General features: G+C 67.5%; 30 protein-coding genes. 8 read left to right on the forward strand and 22 right to left on the reverse strand.

The features are described 5' to 3' along the window. Nucleotide 1: 1 nt before the first annotated feature. Nucleotides 2–397, reverse strand: a complete 396-nt coding sequence (locus KVT32_RS14685; protein WP_217618417.1) for a RidA family protein — start codon at nucleotides 395–397, stop codon at nucleotides 2–4. A gap of 147 nt (nucleotides 398–544) precedes the next feature. On the opposite strand from KVT32_RS14685, the gene KVT32_RS14690 reads away from it, so the two are divergent. Continuing rightward, nucleotides 545–1,438: a LysR substrate-binding domain-containing protein gene (locus KVT32_RS14690; protein WP_175155345.1), complete on the forward strand. Its 894-nt coding sequence runs from the start codon at nucleotides 545–547 to the stop codon at nucleotides 1,436–1,438. On the opposite strand, the gene KVT32_RS14695 is transcribed toward KVT32_RS14690, so the two are convergent. The 7 genes from KVT32_RS14695 to KVT32_RS14725 form a co-directional block, all read right to left on the reverse strand. Then, nucleotides 1,428–2,567, reverse strand: coding sequence for a diguanylate cyclase (locus KVT32_RS14695; RefSeq protein WP_175155346.1), 1,140 nt, complete (start codon nucleotides 2,565–2,567; stop codon nucleotides 1,428–1,430). The two genes, KVT32_RS14690 and KVT32_RS14695, sit on opposite strands and share 11 nt — an antisense overlap. Before the next feature lie 37 nt (nucleotides 2,568–2,604). After that, complete coding sequence (locus KVT32_RS14700; protein ID WP_175155347.1) at nucleotides 2,605–2,895, reverse strand: hypothetical protein; 291 nt, start codon at nucleotides 2,893–2,895, stop codon at nucleotides 2,605–2,607. Between the two features lie 72 nt (nucleotides 2,896–2,967). Next, a complete protein-coding gene (gene msrA, locus KVT32_RS14705; protein ID WP_217618418.1) occupies nucleotides 2,968–3,621 on the reverse strand; it encodes a peptide-methionine (S)-S-oxide reductase MsrA in 654 nt (217 codons plus the stop codon). Nucleotides 3,622–3,654: 33 nt separating this feature from the next. Next, nucleotides 3,655–4,164 carry a peptide-methionine (R)-S-oxide reductase MsrB gene (gene msrB, locus KVT32_RS14710; protein WP_175155348.1) on the reverse strand — a complete coding sequence of 170 codons (510 nt, stop codon included), beginning with the start codon at nucleotides 4,162–4,164 and terminating at the stop codon, nucleotides 3,655–3,657. A gap of 59 nt (nucleotides 4,165–4,223) precedes the next feature. Beyond that, on the reverse strand, nucleotides 4,224–4,550 hold the full coding sequence (locus KVT32_RS14715; RefSeq protein WP_175155349.1) for a pentapeptide MXKDX repeat protein: 327 nt from the start codon (nucleotides 4,548–4,550) through the stop codon (nucleotides 4,224–4,226). 41 nt (nucleotides 4,551–4,591) lie between these two features. Then, nucleotides 4,592–5,380, reverse strand: a complete 789-nt coding sequence (locus KVT32_RS14720) for a molybdopterin-dependent oxidoreductase (RefSeq protein ID WP_063953436.1) — start codon at nucleotides 5,378–5,380, stop codon at nucleotides 4,592–4,594. A 12-nt stretch (nucleotides 5,381–5,392) separates the two neighbouring features. Then, a complete protein-coding gene (locus KVT32_RS14725) occupies nucleotides 5,393–6,019 on the reverse strand; it encodes a cytochrome b/b6 domain-containing protein (protein ID WP_175155350.1) in 627 nt (208 codons plus the stop codon). 141 nt (nucleotides 6,020–6,160) lie between these two features. Here KVT32_RS14725 and KVT32_RS14730 point away from each other — a divergent pair, with 141 nt between their 5' ends. Then, a complete protein-coding gene (locus KVT32_RS14730; RefSeq protein WP_062841313.1) occupies nucleotides 6,161–6,880 on the forward strand; it encodes a response regulator transcription factor in 720 nt (239 codons plus the stop codon). Then, the gene (locus KVT32_RS14735) at nucleotides 6,877–8,355 is read left to right on the forward strand and encodes a HAMP domain-containing sensor histidine kinase (RefSeq protein ID WP_152384254.1); all 1,479 of its coding nucleotides are present in this window, start codon (nucleotides 6,877–6,879) and stop codon (nucleotides 8,353–8,355) included. The genes KVT32_RS14730 and KVT32_RS14735 overlap by 4 nt, the downstream gene beginning before the upstream one ends. Before the next feature lie 8 nt (nucleotides 8,356–8,363). On the opposite strand, the gene KVT32_RS14740 is transcribed toward KVT32_RS14735, so the two are convergent. The 7 genes from KVT32_RS14740 to KVT32_RS14770 all read right to left on the reverse strand — a co-directional run bounded on the left by KVT32_RS14740 (nucleotide 8,364) and on the right by KVT32_RS14770 (nucleotide 15,821). Next, nucleotides 8,364–10,934, reverse strand: coding sequence for a PEP/pyruvate-binding domain-containing protein (locus KVT32_RS14740; RefSeq protein ID WP_175155351.1), 2,571 nt, complete (start codon nucleotides 10,932–10,934; stop codon nucleotides 8,364–8,366). After that, nucleotides 10,931–11,578: a TetR/AcrR family transcriptional regulator gene (locus KVT32_RS14745; RefSeq protein WP_056317026.1), complete on the reverse strand. Its 648-nt coding sequence runs from the start codon at nucleotides 11,576–11,578 to the stop codon at nucleotides 10,931–10,933. The genes KVT32_RS14740 and KVT32_RS14745 overlap by 4 nt, the downstream gene beginning before the upstream one ends. 75 nt (nucleotides 11,579–11,653) lie before the next feature. Further along, complete coding sequence (locus tag KVT32_RS14750) at nucleotides 11,654–12,613, reverse strand: DMT family transporter (RefSeq protein WP_175155353.1); 960 nt, start codon at nucleotides 12,611–12,613, stop codon at nucleotides 11,654–11,656. A gap of 92 nt (nucleotides 12,614–12,705) precedes the next feature. Further along, entirely contained in the window at nucleotides 12,706–13,530 is an 825-nt protein-coding gene (locus KVT32_RS14755) for an AraC family transcriptional regulator (RefSeq protein ID WP_175155655.1), read from the reverse strand. A 134-nt stretch (nucleotides 13,531–13,664) separates the two neighbouring features. Then, nucleotides 13,665–14,963 carry an RNA polymerase sigma factor gene (locus KVT32_RS14760; protein ID WP_217618419.1) on the reverse strand — a complete coding sequence of 433 codons (1,299 nt, stop codon included), beginning with the start codon at nucleotides 14,961–14,963 and terminating at the stop codon, nucleotides 13,665–13,667. Further along, nucleotides 14,960–15,367, reverse strand: a complete 408-nt coding sequence (locus KVT32_RS14765; protein WP_217618420.1) for a VOC family protein — start codon at nucleotides 15,365–15,367, stop codon at nucleotides 14,960–14,962. Before KVT32_RS14765 ends, KVT32_RS14760 begins: the two co-directional genes overlap by 4 nt. Before the next feature lie 40 nt (nucleotides 15,368–15,407). After that, nucleotides 15,408–15,821, reverse strand: coding sequence for a YciI family protein (locus KVT32_RS14770; RefSeq protein ID WP_056317037.1), 414 nt, complete (start codon nucleotides 15,819–15,821; stop codon nucleotides 15,408–15,410). A gap of 213 nt (nucleotides 15,822–16,034) precedes the next feature. Here KVT32_RS14770 and KVT32_RS14775 point away from each other — a divergent pair, with 213 nt between their 5' ends. Next, a complete protein-coding gene (locus tag KVT32_RS14775) occupies nucleotides 16,035–16,187 on the forward strand; it encodes a hypothetical protein (protein WP_172802141.1) in 153 nt (50 codons plus the stop codon). Nucleotides 16,188–16,229: 42 nt separating this feature from the next. Here the strand turns inward: KVT32_RS14775 and KVT32_RS14780 are convergent, their stop codons facing one another. The 6 genes from KVT32_RS14780 to KVT32_RS14805 all read right to left on the reverse strand — a co-directional run bounded on the left by KVT32_RS14780 (nucleotide 16,230) and on the right by KVT32_RS14805 (nucleotide 20,199). Further along, nucleotides 16,230–16,583 (reverse strand): YciI family protein, encoded by a 354-nt coding sequence (locus tag KVT32_RS14780; protein WP_175155356.1) that lies wholly within the window; start codon nucleotides 16,581–16,583, stop codon nucleotides 16,230–16,232. 90 nt (nucleotides 16,584–16,673) lie between these two features. Continuing rightward, nucleotides 16,674–16,865: a helix-turn-helix transcriptional regulator gene (locus KVT32_RS14785; RefSeq protein WP_175155357.1), complete on the reverse strand. Its 192-nt coding sequence runs from the start codon at nucleotides 16,863–16,865 to the stop codon at nucleotides 16,674–16,676. Continuing rightward, on the reverse strand, nucleotides 16,862–17,248 hold the full coding sequence (locus tag KVT32_RS14790; RefSeq protein WP_175155358.1) for a hypothetical protein: 387 nt from the start codon (nucleotides 17,246–17,248) through the stop codon (nucleotides 16,862–16,864). The genes KVT32_RS14785 and KVT32_RS14790 overlap by 4 nt, the downstream gene beginning before the upstream one ends. A gap of 180 nt (nucleotides 17,249–17,428) precedes the next feature. Continuing rightward, nucleotides 17,429–18,517: an OmpA family protein gene (locus tag KVT32_RS14795; protein ID WP_175155359.1), complete on the reverse strand. Its 1,089-nt coding sequence runs from the start codon at nucleotides 18,515–18,517 to the stop codon at nucleotides 17,429–17,431. Continuing rightward, nucleotides 18,514–19,410 (reverse strand): motility protein A, encoded by an 897-nt coding sequence (locus KVT32_RS14800; protein WP_217618421.1) that lies wholly within the window; start codon nucleotides 19,408–19,410, stop codon nucleotides 18,514–18,516. The genes KVT32_RS14795 and KVT32_RS14800 overlap by 4 nt, the downstream gene beginning before the upstream one ends. Nucleotides 19,411–19,623: 213 nt before the next feature. Continuing rightward, the gene (locus KVT32_RS14805; RefSeq protein ID WP_175155361.1) at nucleotides 19,624–20,199 is read right to left on the reverse strand and encodes a GNAT family N-acetyltransferase; all 576 of its coding nucleotides are present in this window, start codon (nucleotides 20,197–20,199) and stop codon (nucleotides 19,624–19,626) included. A 110-nt stretch (nucleotides 20,200–20,309) separates the two neighbouring features. On the opposite strand from KVT32_RS14805, the gene KVT32_RS14810 reads away from it, so the two are divergent. From KVT32_RS14810 to KVT32_RS14820, 3 genes are read left to right on the forward strand one after another with little or no spacing between them, the layout of a single operon-like run. Further along, complete coding sequence (locus KVT32_RS14810) at nucleotides 20,310–22,238, forward strand: NYN domain-containing protein (protein WP_175155362.1); 1,929 nt, start codon at nucleotides 20,310–20,312, stop codon at nucleotides 22,236–22,238. Nucleotides 22,239–22,288: 50 nt separating this feature from the next. Then, nucleotides 22,289–22,795 (forward strand): DUF523 domain-containing protein, encoded by a 507-nt coding sequence (locus tag KVT32_RS14815; RefSeq protein ID WP_152384267.1) that lies wholly within the window; start codon nucleotides 22,289–22,291, stop codon nucleotides 22,793–22,795. After that, on the forward strand, nucleotides 22,785–23,102 hold the full coding sequence (locus KVT32_RS14820) for a hypothetical protein (protein WP_152384268.1): 318 nt from the start codon (nucleotides 22,785–22,787) through the stop codon (nucleotides 23,100–23,102). Before KVT32_RS14815 ends, KVT32_RS14820 begins: the two co-directional genes overlap by 11 nt. Before the next feature lie 47 nt (nucleotides 23,103–23,149). On the opposite strand, the gene KVT32_RS14825 is transcribed toward KVT32_RS14820, so the two are convergent. Next, the gene (locus KVT32_RS14825; RefSeq protein ID WP_217618422.1) at nucleotides 23,150–23,752 is read right to left on the reverse strand and encodes a hypothetical protein; all 603 of its coding nucleotides are present in this window, start codon (nucleotides 23,750–23,752) and stop codon (nucleotides 23,150–23,152) included. 225 nt (nucleotides 23,753–23,977) lie between these two features. Here KVT32_RS14825 and KVT32_RS14830 point away from each other — a divergent pair, with 225 nt between their 5' ends. Next, nucleotides 23,978–24,583 carry a TetR/AcrR family transcriptional regulator gene (locus KVT32_RS14830; protein ID WP_152384270.1) on the forward strand — a complete coding sequence of 202 codons (606 nt, stop codon included), beginning with the start codon at nucleotides 23,978–23,980 and terminating at the stop codon, nucleotides 24,581–24,583. Nucleotides 24,584–24,585: the final 2 nt, after the last annotated feature.

The following is a 24,585-nucleotide window of genomic DNA, read 5'->3' on the forward strand; positions in this document are numbered from 1 at the left end:
GTCAGCGGCCCTCCGTGGGGCGGACCGCGGCGATGGCCTCGATCTCGATCATCGCGGCCGGATCGTACAGCGCCTTGATCTCGGCAATCGTGTCGGCCGGGTAGGGCGCCGAAAAGAACTTGCGGCGCAGGGCAACCACGTCGTTGAAATGTCCCATGTCGGTCACGAAGATGGTGACCTTGATGACGTCCTCCAGGCGCGAGCCGCCGGCTTCCAGCGCGCGGCGCAGATTACTGAACGCCTGTTCGCCCTGCGCCAGAAATCCGCCTTCGACGATCTTCCCATCGTCGGCGGCGCCGGCCTGGCCCGAGATGAAAAGCAGATTGCCGAACTGGATGCCCTGCGACAGCAGGAAGGGCGCGTAGTTGTCGGGCTGGGTGATGACCTGTTTGAGCATGATGCGAATTCCTTCATCTATATCCGGACGGGGGTTGTCGGTTGGTGCGCCGCCCGGTGACTGAACTTTAGAATTCCGGCCTGGCCGTGACAAAGGTTCGTTTGTCAGCTATAAGACGAGAAAAATTCATCTATGTGAGCCCCGTCCATGCAACGCCGGTCCCTCCCGCTTTCCGCGCTGCGCGCCTTCGAGGCCGCCGCGCGCCTGGGCAGCTTCAAGGCCGCCGCCGAGGAACTTGCCGTCACCCCCACGGCCGTCAGCCATCAGATCCGCGCGCTGGAAGCGGGAACGGGCCTGGCGCTGTTCGATCGCCAGGTGCGCAAGGTGACGCTGACCGACACCGGGGCGCAGCTGTACCCGGTGCTGCGCGACGGCTTCGACAAATTCGAGGCGACACTGGCGCGCCTGACGCAGCAGCGCACGCGCGCGCAGGTCAGCATTTCCGCGACCAATGCGTTCACCGTGAAGTGGCTGGTGCCGCGCATGGCCGATTTCCGGCGCCGGCATCCGGATATCGATCTGCAGCTGCAGGCCAGCGACGACCTCGTCGACCTGCGCTCGTCCGCCGTCGACATCGCCATCCGCTATGGCCGGGGGCCGTACCCCGGGCTGGCGGTGCAGCCCTTGTTCACCGACCGGTTCGCACCGGTGGCCAATCCCCGCCTGGGCGTCGTCGCGCCCGACGATCTGGCGCGGGTGCCGCTGATCCGCTTTGACTGGAAGCGCGCGCAACCCGACAACCCGACGTGGGAGCGCTGGTTCGCGATCGCCGGGCGTCCGCTGCCGCCGGAAGCCGGGCAGTTGCGGTTCTCGGATGAAGGCCATGCGATACAGGCCGCGGTGGCCGGGCACGGGATCGCGTTGGTCAGCTTGGCGCTGGTGGATGATGAGTTGCGGGCGGGGCACCTGGTGCAACCGTTCGGGCCCGAGATCGACGGGCACACGTATCACCTGGCGATGTTCGCCGGGCGGGAGGCGTCGGGGGCGGTTCAGGCGGTGGCGGGGTGGCTGAAGGGGCAGGCAAACCCTGTCAGCCCATGATCCGGTTCCGGCCGGCCCGCTTGGCTTGATAGAGCTTGGCGTCAGCCTCGTGATACATCGCTTCCCAGGATTCGAAGCGATCCGTGTGCGCCACGCCCGCGCTGATCGTGACCGGCGCTTGGCCGCCCGGATCCCGCACGGCTTGCTCCACCGCGGCGCGCAGGCGTTCCGCGCAGCGCACGGCCTCGGGCAGATCGGTGTCCGGCAGGAAGATGCCGAATTCCTCGCCGCCGATGCGCCCGAGCACGTCGTGCTTACGCACCGCTTGCTCAAGAACCTTGGCCACTTGCGTGAGCACCTGGTCCCCGCTCTGGTGCCCATGCAGATCATTGATGCGCTTGAAATTGTCCACATCGCAGACGATGAGCGCCACCGGGGCGTGTCCGTTCGATTGGAGCGCGCGCACGCGTGTTTCGAAGCCGCGCCGGTTGTAGACGCCCGTCAGCCAATCCTTGTCGCCTTCCTTGCGGACCTCGTCAATGGCGTCGGCTGCAATTGCAACCAGCAGCGTGAGCGCCAGCGCAACGCTGAATACCGCTAGAGAAAGCTGCAACGTTTGCCAGAATGCGGAGTCGGCAAACGCAAGCGCGCCCTGTGGCGCCAGCCTGCCCATGCTCAGCAATGTGCGCGGAACAAAGTGCAGGCCGAAAAGCAGCACCACAAGGAAAAGCGCCTTGTCGATCGGGCGCTGACGCGAAGCGCGCCGCAGGCGCCACGCGGCATAGCAGAACAGCAATCCGAAGCCTGCATTCAGCACGTAAACGCGCACGAGCAGGTTGCGATCGACGTAGAAGAAGTACCAAAGCGCGGCCATGATCGCCGCGCCATAGAGGCCATACGCGGTCCAGGGCAGGCGAACGCGTGCGCGTTCAAGCACGCCCTGCACGACCAGGCAAGCCGCCGCCGTGTACAGAAAACCCGAAACCAGCGCGTTGAGCCCCGTGTCGCGGGGCAGGTACAGGACTTGTGAAATCGCTCCGAACGCAAACGTCGCGCAGCCTGCGGCGAGGTGCAGCAGGAAACGTTTGCGATGGAAGAAGAACCAGATGGCGAGGAAGGTAACGCCGAAGATCAATAGCAGCGCGGGTGCGATCAGCGACAGCGTTACTCGGACTTGCGAACCTGCCATCGGGTCCTCGGGTGACGTGGCGGCGCGGCCAGGACGCTCAGGTGGCCAGGAAGCGCGTGACCTCGTCCCAGTCGTTGGTCGACAGGGCGAGGTCCTCGTAGTCGTCAGCTTCCTCGTCGTAGCGCGACACACAGAAGCGCTGGCTCCGGCCGGATTCGCGATCGGCATAGTTGGCGTAGTCGACGTACACCTTCAGTCCACGCGCCTCGTTCGTGAATGAAGGCGCTGCATCGATATAGCTCGACGAGTCTGAATACCCTTCGAGAAGGGGCGGCAAGGTGGTGATGTCGAAGTCGGGGAACTCGCGACGCAGGCGATCAAGGTTCATATGAGAAGCATATTGAGGCTGGAAGCCTGACATTTTACGTTGCTCGCTGTCAGGCGCTCCGGCGTCCCCAATTTAATGCTTTGCACCCACCAGCACCGGCTTGTCGCGCCACCAATCCGGAAACGTCTTTGCCAGGTTCTCGACCTTGGGCACGTCATTGATCACGATGTACAGGCTGTTCGGATTGCGCACCAGATAATCCTGGTGATAGTCCTCGGCGGGATAGAACGCCTGCAGCGGTTCGATGGTGGTGGCCAGCGCTTTGGGATACACCCCTGTCTTGTTGAGCTGCGCGATGTACGCCTCGGCCACCTTGCGCTGGCTGTCATTGGCGGGAAAGACGGCGGACCGGTACTGCGTGCCGTGGTCGGGGCCCTGGCGGTTGAGCTGGGTGGGGTCATGCGCGACCGAAAAGTAGATCTGCAACAGCTGGCCATAGCTGATCTGCCGCGGATCGTAGGTGATTTCCACGGCTTCCGCGTGGCCGGTGCGGCCGCTGCCGACGGCGTTGTAGTTGGCCGTGCCGGCCTGCCCGCCCCAGAAGCAGCCGCCTGCGATGACGGCTTTTTCCTGCGTGGCGGTTGCCGCCGCACTGGCTGCCTGGTCCGCGGCAGGCGGCGGGATGATGAAGGCCCGTTCGGCGGCTGGCGTGGCGCTTGAAATGAGGAGGCCGCCGGCGGTGGCGAGCGCGGCGCAGAGCCGGCGCAGGGTGGGATGCTTGGACATGATGTCGGGTCCTTTCAGGAATGCAGATCGCGATCAGGCTTGCGGGGCGAAGATCATCGCCACGCCGTTCATGCAGTAGCGCAGGCCGGTGGGGCGCGGGCCGTCGTCGAACACGTGGCCCAGATGGCCGCCGCAGTTGGCGCAGTGGACGGCCGTGCGGACCATGCCGAAGCTGCGGTCGCGCGTTTCGCCGACGGCGCCGGGCAGGGGCTGCCAGAAGCTGGGCCAGCCCGTGCCGCTGTCGAACTTGGTCGAGGAGGAGAACAGGGGGTGTTCGCAGCCGGCGCAGGCGAAGGTGCCCTTGCGGTGTTCGTCGTTGAGCGGGCTGGAGTAGGGGCGCTCGGTGCCGTCGCGGCGCAGCACCTGATACTGCTCGCGCGTCAGGCGTTCGCGCCATTGCGCGTCCGTCAGCGTGTAGGGAAACGATGCCGTGGCCGAGGCGGCCTGCGCGCTGCCGCCGCGCGTGGCCAGCAAGGGGGCAAGGCCCGCGGCGGCGGCTGCCGCGCCGCCCAGCCCCAGGAAGTGTCTGCGTTTGAGGTTCATGGCGAATTCCGTGCGGGTTCGTTCAGGCGGGGACCGGTTCACGCGGTCCCCGCGCGGGTTTACTTCTGCATGCCGTCCTTGGACATGCCATCCTTGCCCATCGCGTCCCTGGACATTGAATTCCGGGACATGGAATCCTTGGACATCGAATTCTTGGACATCGAATCCTTCGATATGGAGTCCTTTGACATCGAATCCTTGGACATCGAGCCTTTCGACATGCCATCGCGAGACATCGAATCCTTCTTCATGCCGTCCTGGGACGGCGCCTCCTTGGACATGCCGCTCTTGCTCATGCCTTCCTTGTCCATGGTGTCGGCGGCGTGGGCGGCCGTGGCGCCAAGGGCCAGGCACAGGGACAGGGCGGCGGTGGTCAGTTTGCTCATGATGCGTTCCTTTGTTCAGGGGAAAAAAGAAGGGAATTCACCTAGCTTCCGCCGAACCAGTTGTAGCCCTGGTCCTCCCAGTAACCGCCCGGGTAGGTGTTGGTGACGAAAATCGCCTGGATGTGCTTGGGGTTCTTGTAGCCAAGCTTCGTAGGCATGCGCAGCTTCATGGGGAAGCCGTACTCGGGGGGCAGCGTCCGGCCGTCGTAGGTCAGGGCCAAGATCGTCTGCGGATGCAGCGCGGTGGGCATGTCGATGCTGGTGTAGTAGTCGTCGGCGCACTTGAAGCCGACATACTTGGCCGACAGGTCGGCGCCGACGCGCTTCAAGAAATCCGCGAACGGCACGCCGCCCCATTTGCCGATGGCGCTCCACCCTTCGACGCAGATGTGCCGCGTGACCTGGTCCACCTGTGCCATCGCGCGCAGCTCGTCCAGCCGCCAGCGGCGTTTGTCGGCCACCAGGCCGGTGACTTCCAGCCGGAACGACGCCTCGTCCACCTGCGGCACCTCGTCGATGCCGTAAAAGGCATTGAAGGGAAACGGCCGGGTGATCATGGATTCCGGATAGGTCGGCGCCAGTTTGGCGGGATCGAAGATCCAGCCCTGCACGCGGTCGTTGAAGCGGGAGACGGCCGACAGCGCCTGTTCGACGCTCTCGTCGTCGGACAACGAGCAGCCCGACAGCATGGCCAGGCCGCCCAGTGTCAGGCCACGGCGCAGGAAGGCGCGGCGGGACGGCTGCTCGACGCGCCTGTCCAGCAGTTTTCCGGCTTCGCGCAGGATGGCCGGGGCGTCCAGGCCCGGCAGAAGGCGTCGTTTATCGGTCATGGCAGGCTCTCCCTATTTGCCGCGGATCATGGTGAGCAGGCTGCGGGGCACCAGCGCCACCATTGCCAGGTGCACGGCGACAAACCCGCCCAAAAGCGCCATTGCGAAAAAGTGCACGCGCCGCGCGGCCTCGTAGCCGCCCATCAGGTCGCGCAACAGGCCGAACTGCACGGACTTCCACAGCACCAGGCCGGACAACACCAGCACGGCGATGTCCACCATCACAAAGAGGTACGCCAGACGCTGCACCTGGTTGTAGCGGCGCGGGTCGGCGTGCGACAGCCGGCCCCGCAGCGCGGCCAGCAGGTCGCGGACGACGCCGCCCGGGCTGACGGGCAGGAATTTGCGCCACAGACGGCCGCTGGCGGCGTTCAACGCCAGATAGATGAGGCCATTGGCAACCAGCAGCCACATGCCGGCAAAGTGCCACTGCAAGGCCCCGCCCAGCCAGCCGCCCAACGTGATGCCGTTGGGAAAGGTGAAATCGAAAAAGGGCGCGGCGTTGTAGATGCGCCAGCCGCTCATGGCCATGATGACCACGGCAAGCGCGTTCAGCCAATGCGTCACCCGCAACCAGCGGGGGTGTATGGCCGGCTGAGGGGCGCCCGGCGCTTGTTCGATTGCAGGTGGAGCCATCATGGCGGTCTCCGGTGAATGTCGTTGGACGCATTCTTCCCCGGCGCCAATACCGAAGTCCTCACGCAAAGTTAAATTAAATGTGAACTTTGGCCCCCGCCGATTGGCGACAATAGGCGCATCGCTCATGTCCCAGGTTGCCCCATGGATACGCCCCGCCGCGTACTGATAGTTGAAGACGACGCCCACATTGCCGAACTGCTGCGGCTGCATCTGCGCGACGAGGGCTACGCGGTCGAGCATGCGGCCGACGGCAACGAGGGCATGCGCCTGCTTGAAGAAGGCGGCTGGGATGCGCTGGTGCTGGATCTGATGCTGCCGGGCATCGACGGCCTGGAAATCTGCAAGCGGGCACGCGCGATGGCGCGCTACACCCCCATCATCATCACCAGCGCGCGCTCCAGCGAGGTGCACCGCATCCTGGGACTGGAGCTGGGCGCGGACGACTACCTGGCCAAGCCGTTCTCGATGCTGGAACTGGTGGCGCGGGTGCGTGCGCTGTTGCGCCGCAGCGATGCCATCGAACGCAACGCGCGCCAGGAGGCCGGTAGCCTGTCCGTTCACGGCGTGTCGATCGACCCCATCGCCAGGACGGTGGACGTGGATGCGCGCCGGCTGGATCTCACGCCGCGCGAGTTCGACCTGCTGCACTTTTTTGCGCGGCATCCGGACAAGGTGTTCTCGCGCATGGACCTGCTGAACCAGGTGTGGGGCTACCAGCACGAAGGGTACGAGCACACGGTCAACACCCACATCAACCGGCTGCGCACCAAGATAGAAGCCGACCCGTCCGACCCGCAGCGCATCCTGACGGTCTGGGGCCGGGGCTACAAGTTCGCGGCCGCGCCGGGGGGACAGCCATGAAACGCTTCACCTTGACCCAACGCCTGTCGGGCGTGTTTGCGCTGCTCTTGCTTGCCTGCTGCGGCGCGTCCGCCTGGCTGCAGATCGCGGCCAACTCGCGGTATGAACAGGAGGTCGTGCAGCGGCTGTCCAGCGGACTGGCGCAGCACATCGCCGGTTCCACCGAACTGATGGACGCCAGCGGCTGGAAGCCGGGCGCGGTCCGCTCAATGTTCGACATGTTGATGACCGTGAATCCGGCAGTTGAGGTCTACCTGCTGTCGAGCGATGGCCGGATCGTGGGCGACGCCGCGCCGCCCGGGCAGATCAAGCGCGAACGCGTGGACCTCGGTCCGGTCAAGCGTCTGCTGGCCGGGGGGATGCTGCCCATCACGGGCGACGATCCGCGCAGCGCCGATGCGCAAAAGGTGTTCAGCGCCGCGCCCGTGCGCGTGGATGGGCGCGAACAGGGCTATGTGTACGTGGTGCTGCAGGGGCAGGCGCATGATGCGCTGGCGATGGATGTGTCGCGCAGTTCGGTGCTGCGCACCACGCTCTGGTCGATCGCGCTGGTGGCCTTGCTGGGATTGGTGGCGGGGCTGGCCGCGTTTGCGCTCATCACGCGGCCGCTGCGGGGGCTGACACGCGCGGTGCGCGCGTTCGAGGGCGACGACGGCCAGGCGCTGGCCGCGCTGGAGCAGCCGGGCGACGCGGCCGCCCGCAATGGCGACGAGATCGCGGTGCTGCGGCGCACGTTTGCGCAGATGGGGCGGCGCATCTCGGAACAGTGGCGGGAACTGACGCGCCAGGACCAGCAGCGCCGGGACCTGGTCGCCAATATTTCGCACGATCTGCGCACGCCGCTGACATCGCTGCACGGGTATCTGGAAACGCTGCGATTCAAGGACGAGACGCTTGCGCCGGCCGAGCGCCGCCGCTATCTGGACATCGCGCTGGCGCAAAGCCGCAAGGTGGGGCGGCTGGCGCAGGAGCTATTCGAACTGGCGCGGCTGGAGTCCGGACTGGTGCGCCTTGAGCCCGAGACGTTTTCGCTGCCTGAACTGGTGCAGGACGTGATGCAGAAATTTGAACTGGCCGCCGAGGCGCGCCAGCAGCGGCTGTCCACGGACATCGCGCAAGCGCTGCCGCCGGTGCGTGCGGACCTGGGCCTGATCGAGCGTGTGCTGACGAACCTGTTGGACAACGCGATCCGCCATAGCCCGCCGGGCGGCCGGATCGAATTGCAGCTGGGGCTGGCGCGCAACCGCGTGCGCGTGCAGGTCAGCGATTCCGGCGCAGGCATTCCGGACGAATTGCGCGCCGGACTATTCACGCGCGCCTCGGCGCTGAACCGGGGGCCTAGCGAGGGCGGCGGGTTGGGGCTGGTCATCGTGCAGCGCATCCTGCAACTGCACCAGAGCGAAATCCGGCTGGTCGACGACGCCGAGGGCGGGGCGGTGTTTCAGTTCGAACTGGCGGCGGCAACGCCCGCCTGAACGACATATCAGCCGGGCGCTTCGCCCGTCACGCGGTGGATGATGCCGCGCACCGCGTCCACCTCCAGCACATCGCCGGTGGTGACGTCTTGCAGGATGCCGTGGACGCTGACCACGGCGGGGATGCCAAATTCGCGCGCCACGATGGCCGCGTGCGACAGATAACCGCCGACTTCCATCACCACCGCGCCCGCGCGCAAAAAGAGGGGCGTCCACGCCGGGTCGGAAGACGCCGCGACCAGGATGCCGCCGGCCGGCATCGCTAGGCCCTCGTCAGGCGTGCGCGCCACGAACGCGCGCCCACGCACGCGGCCCCCGGCCACCGGCGTGCCGCGCCAGGCGTTCATTGCGCCGGCCGCAGGCGCGCGCGCTTCCTGTTCGCGGGCTTGCGGGGTGGCGCCGGCGTGTTCGATGATGACATCCAGGTCCGGCAGGGCCGACCAGGCCTGCAATTGCGCCCGCCGGGCCGTGGCGCGCCGGCCCAGCGCCGCCGCGCCGATCCGGCCGTCCGCCAGCGCGAAGATCTCGGCCGCATTCAGGTGGAAGACGTCTTCGGGCGCGGCCAGCCCGTGCGGACCGGCGGTGCGGCGACCCAGTTCCAGCGCGCTTCGGCGGGCCACGGCCAGATATGCCACGAGCACGCTGCGCGCCGCCTCGCGCTGGTTGCCTTCCAGGCGGGAGACGGCCAGCAGCTTGGCCGCCAGCGGCCGCTGCCAGAAGGGCAAGGCACGGCGCACGCGGCGCCATGCCGCTTGCGCGGCCTCGCGTTGCCGCGCGCGCAGGGCGGCCGGATCGGCGCCGATCAGGTTCAGCACACTATTCAGCAAATAGCCCGGCGCCTCGCGCCAACGCGGGTTGCGCAGGTAGGTTTCGTACACGGCGCGATGGCCGTAGCGCTCCAGGAATTCGGCAAAGGCCGTCTTGAAGGGGCTGACGCCTGGCAACGCCTCGGCCCACGCGGCGTCGTCGCGGTCCGGCGCGCGAAGCCAGGCAAGCGCCTGCGCGTCCTCGGCCGCCAGTTGGGCCAGCGTCATCAGCGCGTAGCCCTGCTGCGCGGTGACGCTGGGGTCGCCGCCTGCCATCAGGGCGGCGGTCAGCGCATGGCCTTCGCCGGGCACGGCTTTCTCGACCAGTTCCAGCAGCTTGGAAAGCGCGCCGCCCCCCGAGCCCTGCAAAAAGAACAGTTCATCCGCGGCCAGCACGGTTTCGAACTGCTGGCGCAAGCTGGCGCCCAGCTCGGAGTTTGACGCCGGCAAGGGCGCCCTGAGCCATTGCTGCGCGCGGGCCAGCAGCCGGGGCAGGTTGGCGGCGGCGTGACGGCGCAGGGGCGCGGCACGGCGAAGATAGCGCACGATGCGCAGGCCGTGCCGCACGCGCTGGCCCAGGGACAGCGGCGTCACGTGGATCTCGGGCTGTGCGCCGCCCAGCAGCGCGTTCATGTCGCGGGGCTTGACCCCCAGCGCGTCGTAGCCGACCCACTGGATGACCGAGGCATTGAGATAGGCGCGGCCACGCAGCAACGCGGCCAGCCGCACGCCGGGCAGGGATTCGTAGCCGCTCAGTTCGAATCCGCAGGTCAGCATGCGCTGGGCCATGACGCGCCCCGCATCCCATTCCATTGCCGACATCACCTTCGGCAACACTTCGCGCGTGTTGCCGCGCGACCAATAGTCGGGCTGGCCTTGCAATGCGGGATAGGTGTGGCGCGCCGACGCGGTGATGGGCCGGGCCTGCACGATCCAGAATCTCTCGCCGTCCCACGCCCACTCGATGTCGTAGCCGGCGCCGCTGTAGTCCAGCGCGCGGGCAGCGTCGCGTGCCATGTCGCCCAGCGTTTCGGCCTGGGTATCCGTCAGCACGGCCTGCGCGGCGCGCGCGTTGGACGTGTCGCTGCGCTGCGTTCCTCCGTTTGCGGCCGGCGTCGTGGCGAGGCGCTTGGCGCCGATGCGCCGCCGCGCGACGGGCCATGCCTGGCGCAGGTAATCCTCGCGCAGGTGGTAGGCGTCGCCGTCCGCCTCGCCGTTCACCAGCGACTCTCCCAACCCCCAGTTCGCGTGGATGACCATCTCGTCGTGGCGGCCCGTCGCGGGATCGATGGTGAAGGCGATGCCCGAGGCCTGCGCGTCGATCATCGGCATCACCACCACCGCCATGCCGTCCGCGCCGACCGCCGGCAGGCCAAGACGCTGACGGTAAGCCTGCGCCTGGGGCGTAAACAGCGAATCCCAGATGCGCCGCAGTGCCTGATGAACCGCCTCGGGCCCCCGCACGTTCAGGCACGACAAGTGGATGCCGGCAAACGAGGCGCGCGCGGAGTCCTCCTGCGGCGCGGACGAGCGCAGCGCCAGGGGACGATCCAGCCAGCCGCGTTCGCGCAAGGCCTCATGCAGCACGTCCAACACAGCGTCGGGCACGTCCCGGCCCGGCTGATGGGCGTGGCTGGCCTGGGCGGCCAGCACAAAGCCGTCCGGTACCGGCACGCCGAACTGCGCCAAGCGGCCCAGTTGCCAACCCTTGCCGCCCGCGGCTTGCGGACCGGATTCGGCCGCCGCCGCCCAGTCCAGCACCAGGGGGCTCATGCCGCGCTCCCGCCGACGCCGTCCACGAAAAGGGTGATGGCGGCGTCAAATTCCTGCTTGAGCGATGCGCCGGGCTGGTCCAGCCACCGCAGCAACGCGCCCAGGTAAAGAAACTGAAGGTGGTGCGCCAAGAGGTCCGCGTCCAGGTCGGACCGGGCCTGGTTGGCCGCTTGCGCGTCCTGGATCAACGTCGCGAACACACGCTGCAGGCCGCTGCGCGGATGGCGTTCGTCGTCGCGTCCGGTGGTCTGCATGCTGGCGAAGCGGTAGCGCAGGTAAGGGCCGAGATAGGCGCGGTGCGATTCGGACCAGTGTGCCGAGGCATGCAGCAGGCGCGTCAGCCGCGCGGCAAGCGTGGGCAACGCCTTCAGCGCCGGCCACAATTCGGCCAGGGACGCCGCCAGCTCGGCGTGAAAGCGGTGCGCCAGCAGCGCTTCCTTGACGGGAAAGTGGTTGTAGAGCGTGCCTTTGGACACGTCCGCCTGCGCGGCGATCTGCTCCATCGTGATCGCGTCGTACCCCAGGGCCTCGAAGAGCCGCCATGCCGTCTGCGTCAGATGATCCAGCGTCTGCTGGCGCTTGCGTTCGCGGCGGCCGGCGTCGGCCGCGTCGGCGGCGGGCGAAAGAAAAGAAGAGAAGGGCATGGCGGGTTCAATAATTAGACGACGTTGAAAATTATACGTCGTCTAATTATTTATGCAGGCCGTCGTTGCGAGGGGTCAGGCTGCCGCCGCGGCGGGCTCGGGTTTCACGCGTACCGCTCGCAGAACGCCGACCATCAGGCAGCCGATGCCGATAAGCGTCAATGGCGCTGGCATGGCGCCGCGGAGGATAAAGGCGTACGCCAGCGCGGCCAGCGTTTCAAACACGATGAGCTGACCGGCCAGCGCCGTGGGCAGGCGTTGGCTCGCTTCGTTCCAGCACAGCGTGCCCAGCCAGGACGCGAACAGCCCGATGGCGATCATGAGCCCCAGAAACACGTCGGGCCGCGGACCCAGCGGCATGTCGAAACGGCTGCCGGCGGCCGACATGCCGATCCACAGTAGCGCGTAGCCCGCCAGCGCCAGCGGCAGCGTGGCCACGCCCTGCGCGGTGGCCCACGTGCGAGGACTTCGGCCGGGATGGTCGCGCAGCCAGTCGGCGTTGCGCAGCGGATACCACGTCCAGCAGGCGACCGCGCCAAGCGCCAGCACGGCGCCGATCGCGTAGCGCGACAGGTCGGCGTCCGGCGCCTGGCGCAGCGCCTGCAGCTCCACCTGATTGACGCAGCCGATGCCGATCGCGATCAGGGCCAGCGACGGCGCCAGCCGCTTCCACGGCAGCCGCCCATCGCGCCGGGCGTTGCGCAGGTTGGCGCTGATGGCGATGACCACGGGCAGCGTGCCGATGATCATGGTCGGGACCGGGCCGCCGGCCCGCTGGATGGCGCTGGCCAGGCATAGGTAATACAGCAGGTTGCCGATGGCGGCGAGCTTGACCGCCTCGATCCAGTCACTGCGGGTCAGGCGGCGCAGGTTGCGGCGGTCCAGCCAGGCGAGCGGAAGGGCGATCAGGCCAAAGGCAAGATAGCGGGCCACGGATTGCAGGGCGGCGGGGTATTCCGGCAGCAGCAGCGGCCCGATGAAGACCAGCCCCCACATCAGGCCCGCGGCCAGGGCGTAAAGGGTTCCAGCCCACATACATTGCTCCAGGTCGTGAATGCGGGCAGTCTAGCCAGCGGCGCGGGGCAGGTCTTGTACGAGATTGCGGTGGGGGAACTAACCGTGCGTCACTAGGCGTGCGCCTGCCTTTGATAGCGCGCGGGGGTGACGCCGTAGCGCCGCGAGAACGCGCGGGTCAGATGGGCCTGGTCGGTCAGCCCGGCCGCGAGGGCGACCTGGGCAGGCGGCATGCCGGCGGCCAGCAGGCGCTTGGCTTCGTACAGCCGCAGCGCCATCAGCATCTGCTGCGGGGTGGCGTGATGGTGCGCCTGAAAGCTGCGCAGGAAATGGAAGGGGCTCAATCCGGCTTGCGCCGCCAGTTCGTCCAGCGTCAGACGCCGCGACAGGTTCGCGCGCAGGAACTCGATGACGTGGGCGAATCGCGGCGCGCCCTGGGCGGCGGCCGGGCGAGGCACGCGGGCATGCGGCCGGAACTGGACCAGCAGCGCGTGCAGCGCGCTGTCGAACGCCAGCGGCTCGGACGCGTGCCACAGCGTATCCAGCAAGGCTGTCACGCGTTGCGCTGCGGGGGCATCATGTCCCACCGCCGCGCCGAACCACCAGCCCGATTCCCCCGTGACCCGCGCGGCAACGTCCGGGTCGATGTAGACCATGCGGTAGCGCCAGCCGCCTTCCGTTTCGGCGCGCCCGGTGTGCAGCTCGTCCGGGTTCATCAGCACCAGCGAGCCGGACGGCGCCAGATGGTCGGCGCCGCGATAACGGAATCGTTCGACGCCGGATTCGATGGCGCCCAGTCCGAAGGCCTCGTGCGTATGCGGTTCGAACGCGTGACGGATGATGTGCGCGCGGTAGAGCTCGACGCCGGGCTGGTGGGCCGGCCGGCGAAATTGCGCGCGGTCATTGGGATGGTCGAACGCCGCCGGCACGCCCGTCATCGGGGGCGCGGCCATATCGGGAGGAGCGGCGTCGAGGGGTTGCATGCGTGGGATTTAAGCACGCCGTCACGGCGGGCCTCCACCCTGAGTCTTAGAGCCCCACGCCTTAGACCCCGCGCCTCAGACCCCAGGCCTCAATTCACAGGGCCGCCGTCCGACTCCTGCGGCATCTCCTGCGCGCGCGCCATCAGCAACTCGCGTTCGCGCGCGTTGCGCGTCATTGCCGCCGCGCGTTCGAATTCGGCCCGGGCTTCGGCGCCGCGGCCCAGTCTGGCCAGCAGATCGGCGCGCACGCTGGGCAGCCAGTGGTAGTTCGCCAGCGACGGCTCCGAAGCCAGTTGATCGACCAGGTCCAGCGCGGCCTGCGGGCCGAACGCCATGCCGATGGCGACCGCGCGGTTCAGTTCCACCACCGGCGACGGTGCAGCCTGGGCGAGCGCGTCGTACAGGGCCACGATGCGCGGCCAGTCGGTTTCCGCGGGCGTGCGGGCCTGGGCGTGGCAGGCGGCCAGCGCGGCCTGCAGCGCATAGGGACCGCGCGCGCCGCCCAGCGCATCGGCGCGCGCCAGCGCCGCCAGTCCGCGGCGGATCAGCAGCAGATCCCAGCGCCGCCGGTCCTGGTCCATCAACAGCACGGGCCGGCCCTGGCCATCGGTGCGCGCGTGCAGGCGAGATGCCTGCAATTCCATCAGCGCGACCAGGCCGTGCACTTCGCCTTCGGTCGGCGTCAGTTCGGCCAGGATACGCGCCAGGCGCAGCGCTTCGTCACACAGGCCCGGCCGCATCCAGTCGTCGCCCGAGGTCGCGGAATACCCCTCGTTGAAGATCAGGTAGATGACCTCCAGCACGGACGCCAGGCGCGGCGCGCGGTCGGCCGCCGACGGCACCTCGAACGGCACGTTGGCGGCCGACAGGGTGCGTTTGGCGCGCACGATGCGCTGCGCAATCGCCGATTCCGATGCCAGGAAGGCGCGCGCAATTTCCGCCGTGGTCAGCCCGCCCAGCAGGCGCAGTGTCAGCGCCACGCGCGCCTCGGTGGACAAGAGCGGATGGCAGGCCGTGAAGACCAGGCGCAGCAGGTCGTCGCCGATGTCGTCCTGGCGCGCCGCGTCCAGCGCGTCGACGAAGTTTGGCTCCACGTCGGCCTGCAACGCCTCGAGTTCATGGCCGATCTGCTCGTGCTTGCGGGTATGCAGCGCATCGAGCCGCAGCCGGTCGCGCGCACGGTTCTTCGCGGTGGTCATCAGCCATGCTCCGGGATTGTCCGGCACGCCCGTCTGGGGCCAGCGTTCCAGCGCGGCGACCAGCGCATCCTGCGCCAGTTCTTCGGCCAGTCCCACGTCGCGCACCAGGCGCGCCACGCCCGCGATGACGCTGGCGGATTCGATCCGCCAGACCGCTTCGATGGCGCGATGCGTGGCCGCGATCGTCATGCGCCGGCCGCGTCGCCGGGAACCATGTAGACGAGTTCCCAGATATGCCCGTCCAGGTCCTCGAACCCGTGCGCGTACATGAAACCGTGATCCTGCGGCGCCCGCGGCGCCGAGCCGCCCGCCGCCACGGCGCGCGCCACCAGGTCGTCGACCTCGGCCCGGCTCTCGCACGACAGGCAGACCAGCACTTCCGTCGTCTGGGTGGCATCGGCCACCGGCTTGCCGGTAAAGCCCTTGAAGAAGTCCTTCACCAGCAGCATGACGTACAGGTTGTCGCCAACGACCATGCACGCGCCCTGGTCGTTGGTGAAATCGGGATTGAAGCGGTAGCCCAGTTTCTTGAAGAATGCCTGGGACTTCTGCATGTCGCTGATGGGAAGGTTGACGAAGATCTGCTTGTGCATGGCGTGTCTCGCTGCAGTGGTCGGGGTGGGTTCGGGGGACTCAGAGGCTGGGGGCGGGCATCTGGCGGAAGCGCTCGACTTCCTGGCTGGGCTCGAAATCATCCAGTTCGAACACCTGGCGCACCTCGATTTCGCAGGGTTGGCCGGGGAAGGGCGACGGAAAACGCATCGCCCACTGCATCGCCTCTTCGCGCGAGCGCACCTGGATCATCGTGTAGCCGGCGATCAGTTCCTTGGTTTCGGCGAACGGGCCGTCGATCAGTTTGCGTTCGCCGCTTCCGTCATAGCGCACGCGCCAGCCCTTGGAGGTCGGCTGCAATCCGTTGGCATCCAGCAACACGCCCGCCTTGACCAAGGCTTCGTGATAGGTCGCCATCGAGGCGAGCAGGCTGTCGTCCGGCATCATGCCGGCTTCGCTATCGGGCGTGGCCCGGACGATGATCATGAATCGCATCTGAATCTCCTGGGTAGGCAAGGCCCGAGGGGGCGCTTGTACAGGTACGACGAACGTGGATGTCCCGGATCGACATCAACTTTGTAAATTCAGGGATAACCCCTAGCCGGCGGGTCGTCGCTGCCGTCCTAGCACCTCGTTACGAAGGTCCAGCCCTTGTTGCACGCGCCTCTCATACACTCGCTTCCGTCCCCAACCCTTTGAAGCACAACGATGAAAGTCCTGTTCAGTCTTGCCCTTGTCGCCACCCTGCTGACCGGCTGTGCCGTGTACACGCCGCAAGGTTCCGTGGTCGTCGATCCGCACGATGGCGGCGGCCGGGGCGGCTTCTGTCCGCCCGGACAGGCCAAGAAGGGCAATTGCTGATGCCGGCGCCGGCCCGCGCAAGGCGTTCGGGCCGGCCCTGCGTTACATGAAGCAGGGCCCCAGTTCCCTGACCTCGACCGTGGCCCACTGGGCGGCCGGACACTCGGCCGCCAGCGTCAGCGCTTCTTCGCGGGTCTCGCAGGTCAGAAGGAAGAATCCGCCGATCATTTCCTTGGCTTCGGCGTAGGGACCGTCCATCAGCTGGCGTTCGCCGTCGCGGATGCTCAGCCGAACGCCTTCGGCATCGGACTTCAGGGACTCGGCGCGTGTCAGCAGGCCGCGCGATTGCAGGGATTCGGCGTATTGCACCATTTGCGCGTAGGCCTCACGGCCTTCGTCGGGCGTGCGCTGGGCGCGTTGGCCCACCGGTTCTACGATCAGCAGCAGGAAAGGCATGGGGACTCCCAGAGCAAACGGCAGACGCCGCGAACGGCGGGGCTGCTAGGTTACCGCCGGCCCCGCGCGCGCGCCATGGCGGCGGGGGGCTCAGTCTTCCTGGAAGATCGATTCGATCGAGGCCTGAAAAACCCGCGCGATGGCGAAGGCGAGCGGCAGGCTCGGATCGTATCGCCCCGTCTCGATAGCGTTGACGGTCTGGCGCGAGACGTCCAGCCGCTCGGCCAGGGCCGACTGACTCCAGCCGCGTTCGGCGCGCAATTCGCGGATGCGGTTTTTCATCGATGGCGCAGCGTGTCGACGATGGTGGTAAACGCCCAGACCCCGCCCATCAGCGGCCAGACCACAAACATGCTCAGTTTGGGAAAGCCCGCGATCTCCAGAAAGCCATACGTGAATGTGACCCCCGCCGTGACGGCAGCGGCGATTGCCAGGTGTTCCAGCGTGGTCTTGCGGATGAATTCGTCGGACCGGCGAACGGCGCGGACCACGGCGCGCAGCGCCAGCAGGAACGCCAGCATGGGGGTCAGCAGCACGACGGTGCGCAGCATGCCGGACGGCATGTCCAGACTGAGCCAAAGCGCGGCCGCCAGCAGCACGACATAGAGCGCCAGCGCGATGCCCAGCTCCTTGAAATAACGGCGCTTGGCCTGGTGTTGATTCATGAAAATCCCTTGTGGATGTAAAGCGTGCTTGACATTCTGGCGGGGCGCGGGTGGGGTGTCAAGTGTCCTTTACATCAAGCGTCCCTTACATCGCTCGTCCTTCACGTCGTCCGAGAACGGCGGCGGGCCAATAAAAAAACCGGCTTGCGCCGGTTTCTAAAAAAGGGATCGCTGACGCGATCAAGACTGGGCCGGCGCGGCGGACGCCGGCGCCTTCGCGGCATTCCCGGCGGGCTTTGCGTTCGGGGCCGACGTCTTGCCGCCCGCCGTCTTGGCGACCGGCGTTGCTGCGTTCACCGCGGGCGCGGCGGCCTGGGGCGTTTCGGCCGGTTTGCCTGCGACAGGCGCCTGAGGGGCGGCGGCGGTCTTGGCCTGGGGCGGCGCGATGTCCATGATCAGCTCGACCCGGCGGTTGGCGGCACGGCCGGCGGCCGTGTCGTTGGACTCGATCGGGCGCGTCTCTGCGTAGCCCACCGCGCGCAGCCGTTGCGGCGCCACGCCGTCGCGCACCAGTTCGCGCAACACGCTGGTCGCGCGGCTGCTGGACAGTTCCCAGTTCGAGGCGAACTGCTTGGTCAGGATGGGCACCGGGTCGCTGTGGCCTTCGACCGACACCTGGTAGTCGTTCTTGTTGAGGATGCCGGCCAGGCGCTTGATCACGTTCAGGCCCTCGTTGCTGAGGGTGGCCTGGCCCGAGGCGAACAGCAGCTCGTTGCTGATGCGAAAGCTGACCGACTGTTCATTGACGATCACATCCACCGAATTGCCCAGGTCCGCCAGGCCGAGCGATTCCTTGGACGGGGCGGTCAGCGGCTTGGCGGCCTCGGCCACCACGACCTCGTCATCGGCCGGGGCGGGCGCGGCTGCCGCGGTGGCCGTGGCGGCTGCGGGCGCTTCGGTCCAGCTGGCCGGGATCTGCACGGTCTCGAACTCGGCATACTCGCCGTCGTACTTGGGCAAGCCGCTTGCGGCCAGCGTGCCCACCAGCTCCACGGGCGCTTCGGACTTGGCGTAGCCGCCGCCGTTCAGTGCAACCGCCAGCATCACAACCAGCATCGCCAGCAGCAGCGTGATGAGGTCAAGGTAGCTCAGCAGCCAGTTCTCGGAATCCTGCTCGACGGCATCCTCGACGTGCCAGCGCGCATAGCGGTCCTGGCGATCGCTGTCGCTGGGCCGCCAGCCGCTGGCGGCGGCCGCCTTTTGCGCGCGCAGCTGCGCCTGGCGGGCCTGCTCGATCCGCTGCGCAAGGGAAGGGGAAATCAGGCTCATTGACGCGCGGCAGCGGGACGGGCGATGGACACGGGGGCGGCGGACGTGGCGCGGGGGGCGGTTGCAGCCGGCTTGACCTGGCCTTCGGTCTTGGCCTTGGTCTTGGGCTTGGCGTCGGCACCGCCGTCATAGATTTCGTCCTCGACGTGCATGACGAAGGAATTCAGGGTCTCGCGCACCATGGCCGGACCGCGCTTCTCGCACATCATCGAGATGCCTTGCAGCACCATGTTCATGGACTCGACGCGGCGCGCCGTGCGGCGTTCCAGCTTCAGCGCGATCGGCTTGCAGACCAGGTTGGCCAGCAGGATGCCGTAGAACGTGGTCATCAGGCCGATGGCCAGTTGCTGGCCGATGGTCTGCATGCTGCCGTCGCCCAGGACGCCCATCAGGTTGATCAGGCCGACCAGCGTGCCCAGCATCCCGAAGGCCGGGGCAAAGGTGGCCATCACGCGGAACATCTGGGCTTCGGCCTGTTCGCGGGCGCGCAGGCGGGCCACGCGCCACTTCAGGAGTTCGATGATCTGGTCTTCGGGCGTGTTGTCGATGATCAGCTGCACGCCCGTGCGCAGGAAGGGGTTCGACACCTTCTTGAGCTCGTGCTCGACCTTATGCACGTCGGCGTTCATCCAGAGCTGCGCCATCGACACCAGCTCCTCGATGTCGCGCTGCTGGTCGTGCTGGTCGTTGCGGAACACCGTGCGCACCAGCTTGAAGACGCGCACGACTTCCTGCAGCGGGTAGGCGATGAACAGCGCGGCGCAGGTGCCGCCCAGCACGATCGCCAGGCCGGGCAGGTTGAAATACATGCTGGCGTCGTTGGCGGACAGCGCCACGACGATGATGAGCGTGAGCAGGCCGACAACGGCGCCGATGACGGTAGACGGATTCATGGATCTTGCCCGAGAACATGGCATTCCACGCGCGGAAAGCCGGATTGTCGGGAATTCTAGCCAGCGAACGCCCCGATCAATTGGCCGGAAAGCGGGGCGAAATAGGCGGTAAGCGCCGGCTTAATCCGCCAGTCAGGCGGGCGATTTGCTTGCGGCGCTCTGGCGGCCGTCCGACTAGCCGAACGCAGCCGCCGGGCGCAAAACGGGGACGGTCTACGGCTTGGCCACGGCGTCCTGCTGTGCCAGCCATTCCTCGCGGGTGATCTCCCAGATCTCGGCCAGATGGCGGCCGCTGACGAAGCCGCGCTCTTCCGTGCCCACCAGCCGCATGCCGCTGCGCGCCGAGATCCGCCGCGAGGCCGTGTTGGCGATGGCCTTGGGCGCGCGCAGAACGGTTTTGCCCAGCACGCCGAACCAGTAGGCGGTGACGGCGGCGCTGGCTTCGGTCATGTAACCGCGCCCCTGGTGGGCAGGGTCCAGCCAGAAGCCGCGGTTGTTGTCAGGGTCATCCTCCATCAGGCTGACGACGCCGATCAGCTCGTCCGGCAGCGCGCGCGTGCGGATCGACCAATGCCACTGCGATCCGCGGCGCATGGCCGGCAGCGCGGCGTTCAACAGAAACTGGCGTGCCCCGTCGGCCGGGTAAGGCCAGGGCACCTTGTCGGCCAGAAAGCGCACGACCTCCCAATGGGCAAATGTGCGCTGGATGGCGTGGGCGTCGTCCAGGGACAGGGGGCGCAGCACCAGGCGGTCGGTCAGGAGTTCGGCGGGCGGCAGGGCGTCTGGCATGGCGGGCAGAGGGGGGCGGACGAGAAGATCAAGCGGATATGTATATCATGGGCGGATTCTGGCGGTCGAAGGCCTGGCTTGGCCTTGTCGACCGTGGCATTGGAGAGAACATGAACAACCCCAACGAAAACGTCAGCATGGCGCTTTTCTGCGACTTCGAGAACGTGGCGCTGGGTGTGCGCGACACCAAATTCCAGAAGTTCGACATCCGGCCGGTGCTCGAGCGCTTGCTGCTCAAGGGCAGCATCGTCGTCAAGAAGGCCTATTGCGACTGGGAGCGCTACAAGGAATTCAAGGCGCCCATGCACGAGGCCAATTTCGAACTGATCGAAATCCCGCACGTGCGGCAGTCGGGCAAGAACTCGGCCGACATCCGCCTGGTCGTGGACGCGCTGGACTTCTGCTACACCAAGTCCCACGTCAACACCTTCGTCATCATCAGCGGCGACTCCGATTTTTCGCCGCTGGTGTCCAAGCTGCGCGAGAACAACAAGAAGGTCATCGGCGTGGGCGTCAAGCAGTCCACGTCGGACCTGCTCATCGCCAACTGCGACGAATTCATCTTCTATGACGATCTGGCCCGTGAAGGCCAGCGTACCGCCGAGGCACGGCGCGACACCCGGGGCGCCAGCGCCCAGCGCCGCTCGCCCGACGAGGAGCGCCGCCGCAAGGAAGAGCAGGACGCGCGCAAGACGCGCGCCGTCGAGATGGTGGTCGAGACCTTCGAGGCGCTGATGGCCGAACGCGGCGACAGCGGCAAGATCTGGGCGTCGGCCCTGAAAGACGCCTTGAAACGCCGCAAGCCGGATTTCAACGAGTCCTACTATGGCTTTCGCGCGTTCGGCAACCTGCTGGAAGAAGCGCAGTCGCGCGGCTTTCTGGAGGTCGGCCGCGAAGAGAAGTCCGGCACGTACGTGTATCGCGACAGCACGGGCGACGCGCCTTCGATCCGGGGCGGTCAGGCGCACGGCGCCGGGCCGGCCGACGTTGTGACCGATAACGGGGAAACGCCGGCCGCGGGCGGACGCAATGCCCGCAAGTCGCGCGGCGGCCGCAAGGCCGAGGGCGGCCGCGCGGCCGGCTCGCAGGGCGAAAGCGCCGATCGGGACGAGACCGGGGCAGCGCCCGAGGCGCTTGCCGAAGGCGCGGATGCCTGGAAGCAGCCCGACGCGCCGCAGCAGACCGAAGGCGGCACGGAGGTGGACGTGTCGCAGGCGCCAGGTCAGGGGGCGGGCGCAGCGCCTGGGGAAGAATCCCCGCAGGCGCGCCATGCCGGACAGAAGGACAACGCGCGGCAAGGACGTTCGGGCCGCCGGGGTCGCGGCGCAAGAGGCAGCGACGACGCGCGGCAATCGGCTCAGCCCGGGCACGCCGAAGCGGGCTCCGCGCTGCAAGGTTCGGCTGAAGCGCGTGGGGCATCCGCGGTGACGGAATCGTCCGGCGGGCAGGCTGCGCCTGAAAACCAAGCGGCCTCGGAAGGGCAGGCTGCGGTGGAAGGACAGGCTCCCAAAGGGAGGCCAGCTGCCGACACGGCCCCTCCCTTGATGCGGCCGATGCCCCCCCTGCCGCAATCGGCGCTTGTCTCTGGCCCGCCGCCCGTCGTGAACGTTTCCGAATGGATGTTCGTTGCGCCGCCCGCCAAAACGGAACGCGAACGCCGGGGCGAGGCCTCGGATCCCTTCGCCGGAGCGCGCCGAGGAACCGCCGGGTCCGCTTCCGAAGCTGCTTCGGACGCCACTTCGGATGCCGCTTCGGACGCCGCGCCCGCCAAGCCCGCCACGAAATCCGCGGCCAAGTCCACTGCCAAACCCGCCCGGGGCGCCCGCAAGACGGCGTCCAAGACGGAGGCGGCGGCCGAGACGCAGGGAACGCCCGAGCGCCCGAACACCTCGGCCCCGGCGCAGTCCGCCCAGCCGGCGCCGTCATCGGCACCTGCCGCCGACATCGGCGCCGACACTGCTGCCCCTGCCAAGCCGGCGCGCAAAACGGCTCGCAAGACCGCGCCGCGCAAGGCCGCAAAGAAGGCCGATTCGGCCTGACCGCAGGGACATCCCGGACCGCCGCCCGCCACGCTTGGCTCCTATTCCAAATGCAACCCGTTCTGGTCAGCTCCTGCCTTCTTGGAAACCCCGTGCGCTACGACGGTCGCGGGGTGCCGCAAGGCGGTGCAGTCCTGACCCGCTGGCTGGCAGAAGGGCGTGTCGTGGCGGTCTGTCCCGAAGTGGCCGGCGGCATGCCGATCCCCCGGCCCCCGGCGGAAATCGAGCCGGGCAGGGACGCGGCCTCGGTGCTGGCGGGCCACGCGCGCGTTGTCGCCGTGACGGGCGACGACGTGACGGCGCCGTTCGTGCACGGGGCGCGCGAGGCGTTGGCAGCCGCGCAGGCCGAGGGCATCCGCATCGCCGTGCTGAAAGAGGGCAGTCCGTCCTGTGGAAGCGGCTACGTCTACGACGGCCACTTTGCAGGCCGCCGGCAGCCCGGCGTGGGCGTCACAGCGCAATTGCTGCGCGGTGCAGGCTTGTACGTCTTCAGCGAACACCAATGGGCTGAAGCGGCGGCGTTCCTGGCCGAACTGGAGGCAGGCGATGCTTGCTGAGGTAGGCGACTGGCTGGTGCTGGCTGGGGTAGCCGGATGCGGCTACCTGGCCTGGAAGGGCATCGTTCGCACCCATCGCGGCGTCGCGTTTGCCCGCGTGGCCGCGATGGCAAGCCTGATCCTGTCCGCCGTCTTCTTTTACGCGTGGTACGCGCAGTACTTGCGCTGGGAGTTCAACGAACTGGGCCGCTACTACGATCCGATCGAACAGGTCGTCTATACGGACTCGGGATTCGTCTGGGTGCTGCCGGCGGGTGTGCTCCTGGCCGTCGGCTTGATATTTGCCTGGCGCGGTTGGCGCCGATAAAGCGTGCCCTTCGAGCGCGCCGGCCGATAACCCCGACACCGCGCCTGTCAGTTTGCGCGATATCCGCGGCTGGTCATGCAAGAGTCCAGTGCGCGGTTGTAGGTGTCCACCATGATCTGGGTGGTCCATTGGGTGATGGTGGCGGGATCGTAACCGCTCTGGTTCATGGCCCAACGCTGGCAGTCCGTGGTGGCGTTCGCCTGGGCGGCATTGACCGGGGGCGCGGACTCGTATTGCACCGGCGCGTACTGCGGGACCGGCGTGGAATACGCAACCGGCGGCGCTTCGTAAACCGGGGCGGTGTAGACCGGCGCGGCTTCATAGACCGTCGTGCCATATACGGGCGCGGCATACAGCGGCGGGCTGGTATAGCCGACCCCAGAGGAATAAACCCCGGTCTGCACGTAGGAAGGCCCTGAATTGGCTGCCAGCAGCAGCCCGATCGACGCCAGCGCAACCGCGCCGCCAATCCACCAGCCGCTGGAACTGCTGCCACCGCCGCCGTGATGGTGGTAGCCGCCACCATGACCGCCGCCGTAGCCACCACCATAACCGCCCCAATTCCCGCCACGCCCGCCAGCCATTGCTGGGGCGCTGGCAACCGCCAGCGCCAATCCCACAACAACCGCCCGGCCCACAAACCGCTTCATGATCTTGCTCCAAGGCCGTCCGGCATGGGCAGATTGCCATCAGGCCGGACGATAGGCGTACTGTACTGCGCCGGCGCCTCGGCGGTATGTCCCGAATCGCTACGGGAATTTCAACTGATTTCAGGCCTGTGACGGCGGCACGGCTGCAAGCCGAAATGGCCAGCGTGCGGCCAGTCTGCGTCGCCTTCGGTAGCGGAAAGCAGGGATCGGTAGTACTTTTCCGCGATGATCACGGCACTACCCGATTCGGCACCGCAGGACAAGCGTCTCACCAAGGGTGAACGCACGCGGCGGCAACTGTTGACCGTGGCCGCAGCGGAATTCGCCGAGCGGGGATTCCAGCACACCCGCGTCAGCGATATCGTCGCCCGCGCCGGGGTGACCCAGCCCGTGTTTTATCAATACTTCACCAGCAAGCAGGCCGCCTATGACGAGCTGGTGGGCCTGTTTGCCCAACGGCTCCGCCAGGCCATCAGCCAGGCCCGCCTGCCCGGCGACCTCGAAGGCGCGGCACTCGCCGCGCGCATCCGGCAAGGCATCGGCACATTGCTTGCCATCTTGCAGGAAGACCCCAACCTCACGCGAATCGGCTTTTTCCAGGCCGACGCCGCCGAAGCGCTCAAGGACGAACTGGTGGCCCTGATCGCCGACAACGTCCGCTCGGAGCAGCAGGCAGGCCTGTTCCGCCCGGAAATCTCGCCCGAGTGGTTCGGCCAGTCCCTCATGGGCATCATCGAACGCTTCACCCGCCAGCTCCCCGACGCCGCCACGCAGAAAGCGCTGGCCGAGTTCATGACGGATCTGCTGCTGGACGGGATGCGCAGAAGGTGAGT

Source organism: Achromobacter sp. GbtcB20 (assembly GCF_019091095.1).
GTDB lineage: Bacteria > Pseudomonadota > Gammaproteobacteria > Burkholderiales > Burkholderiaceae_B > Achromobacter > Achromobacter mucicolens.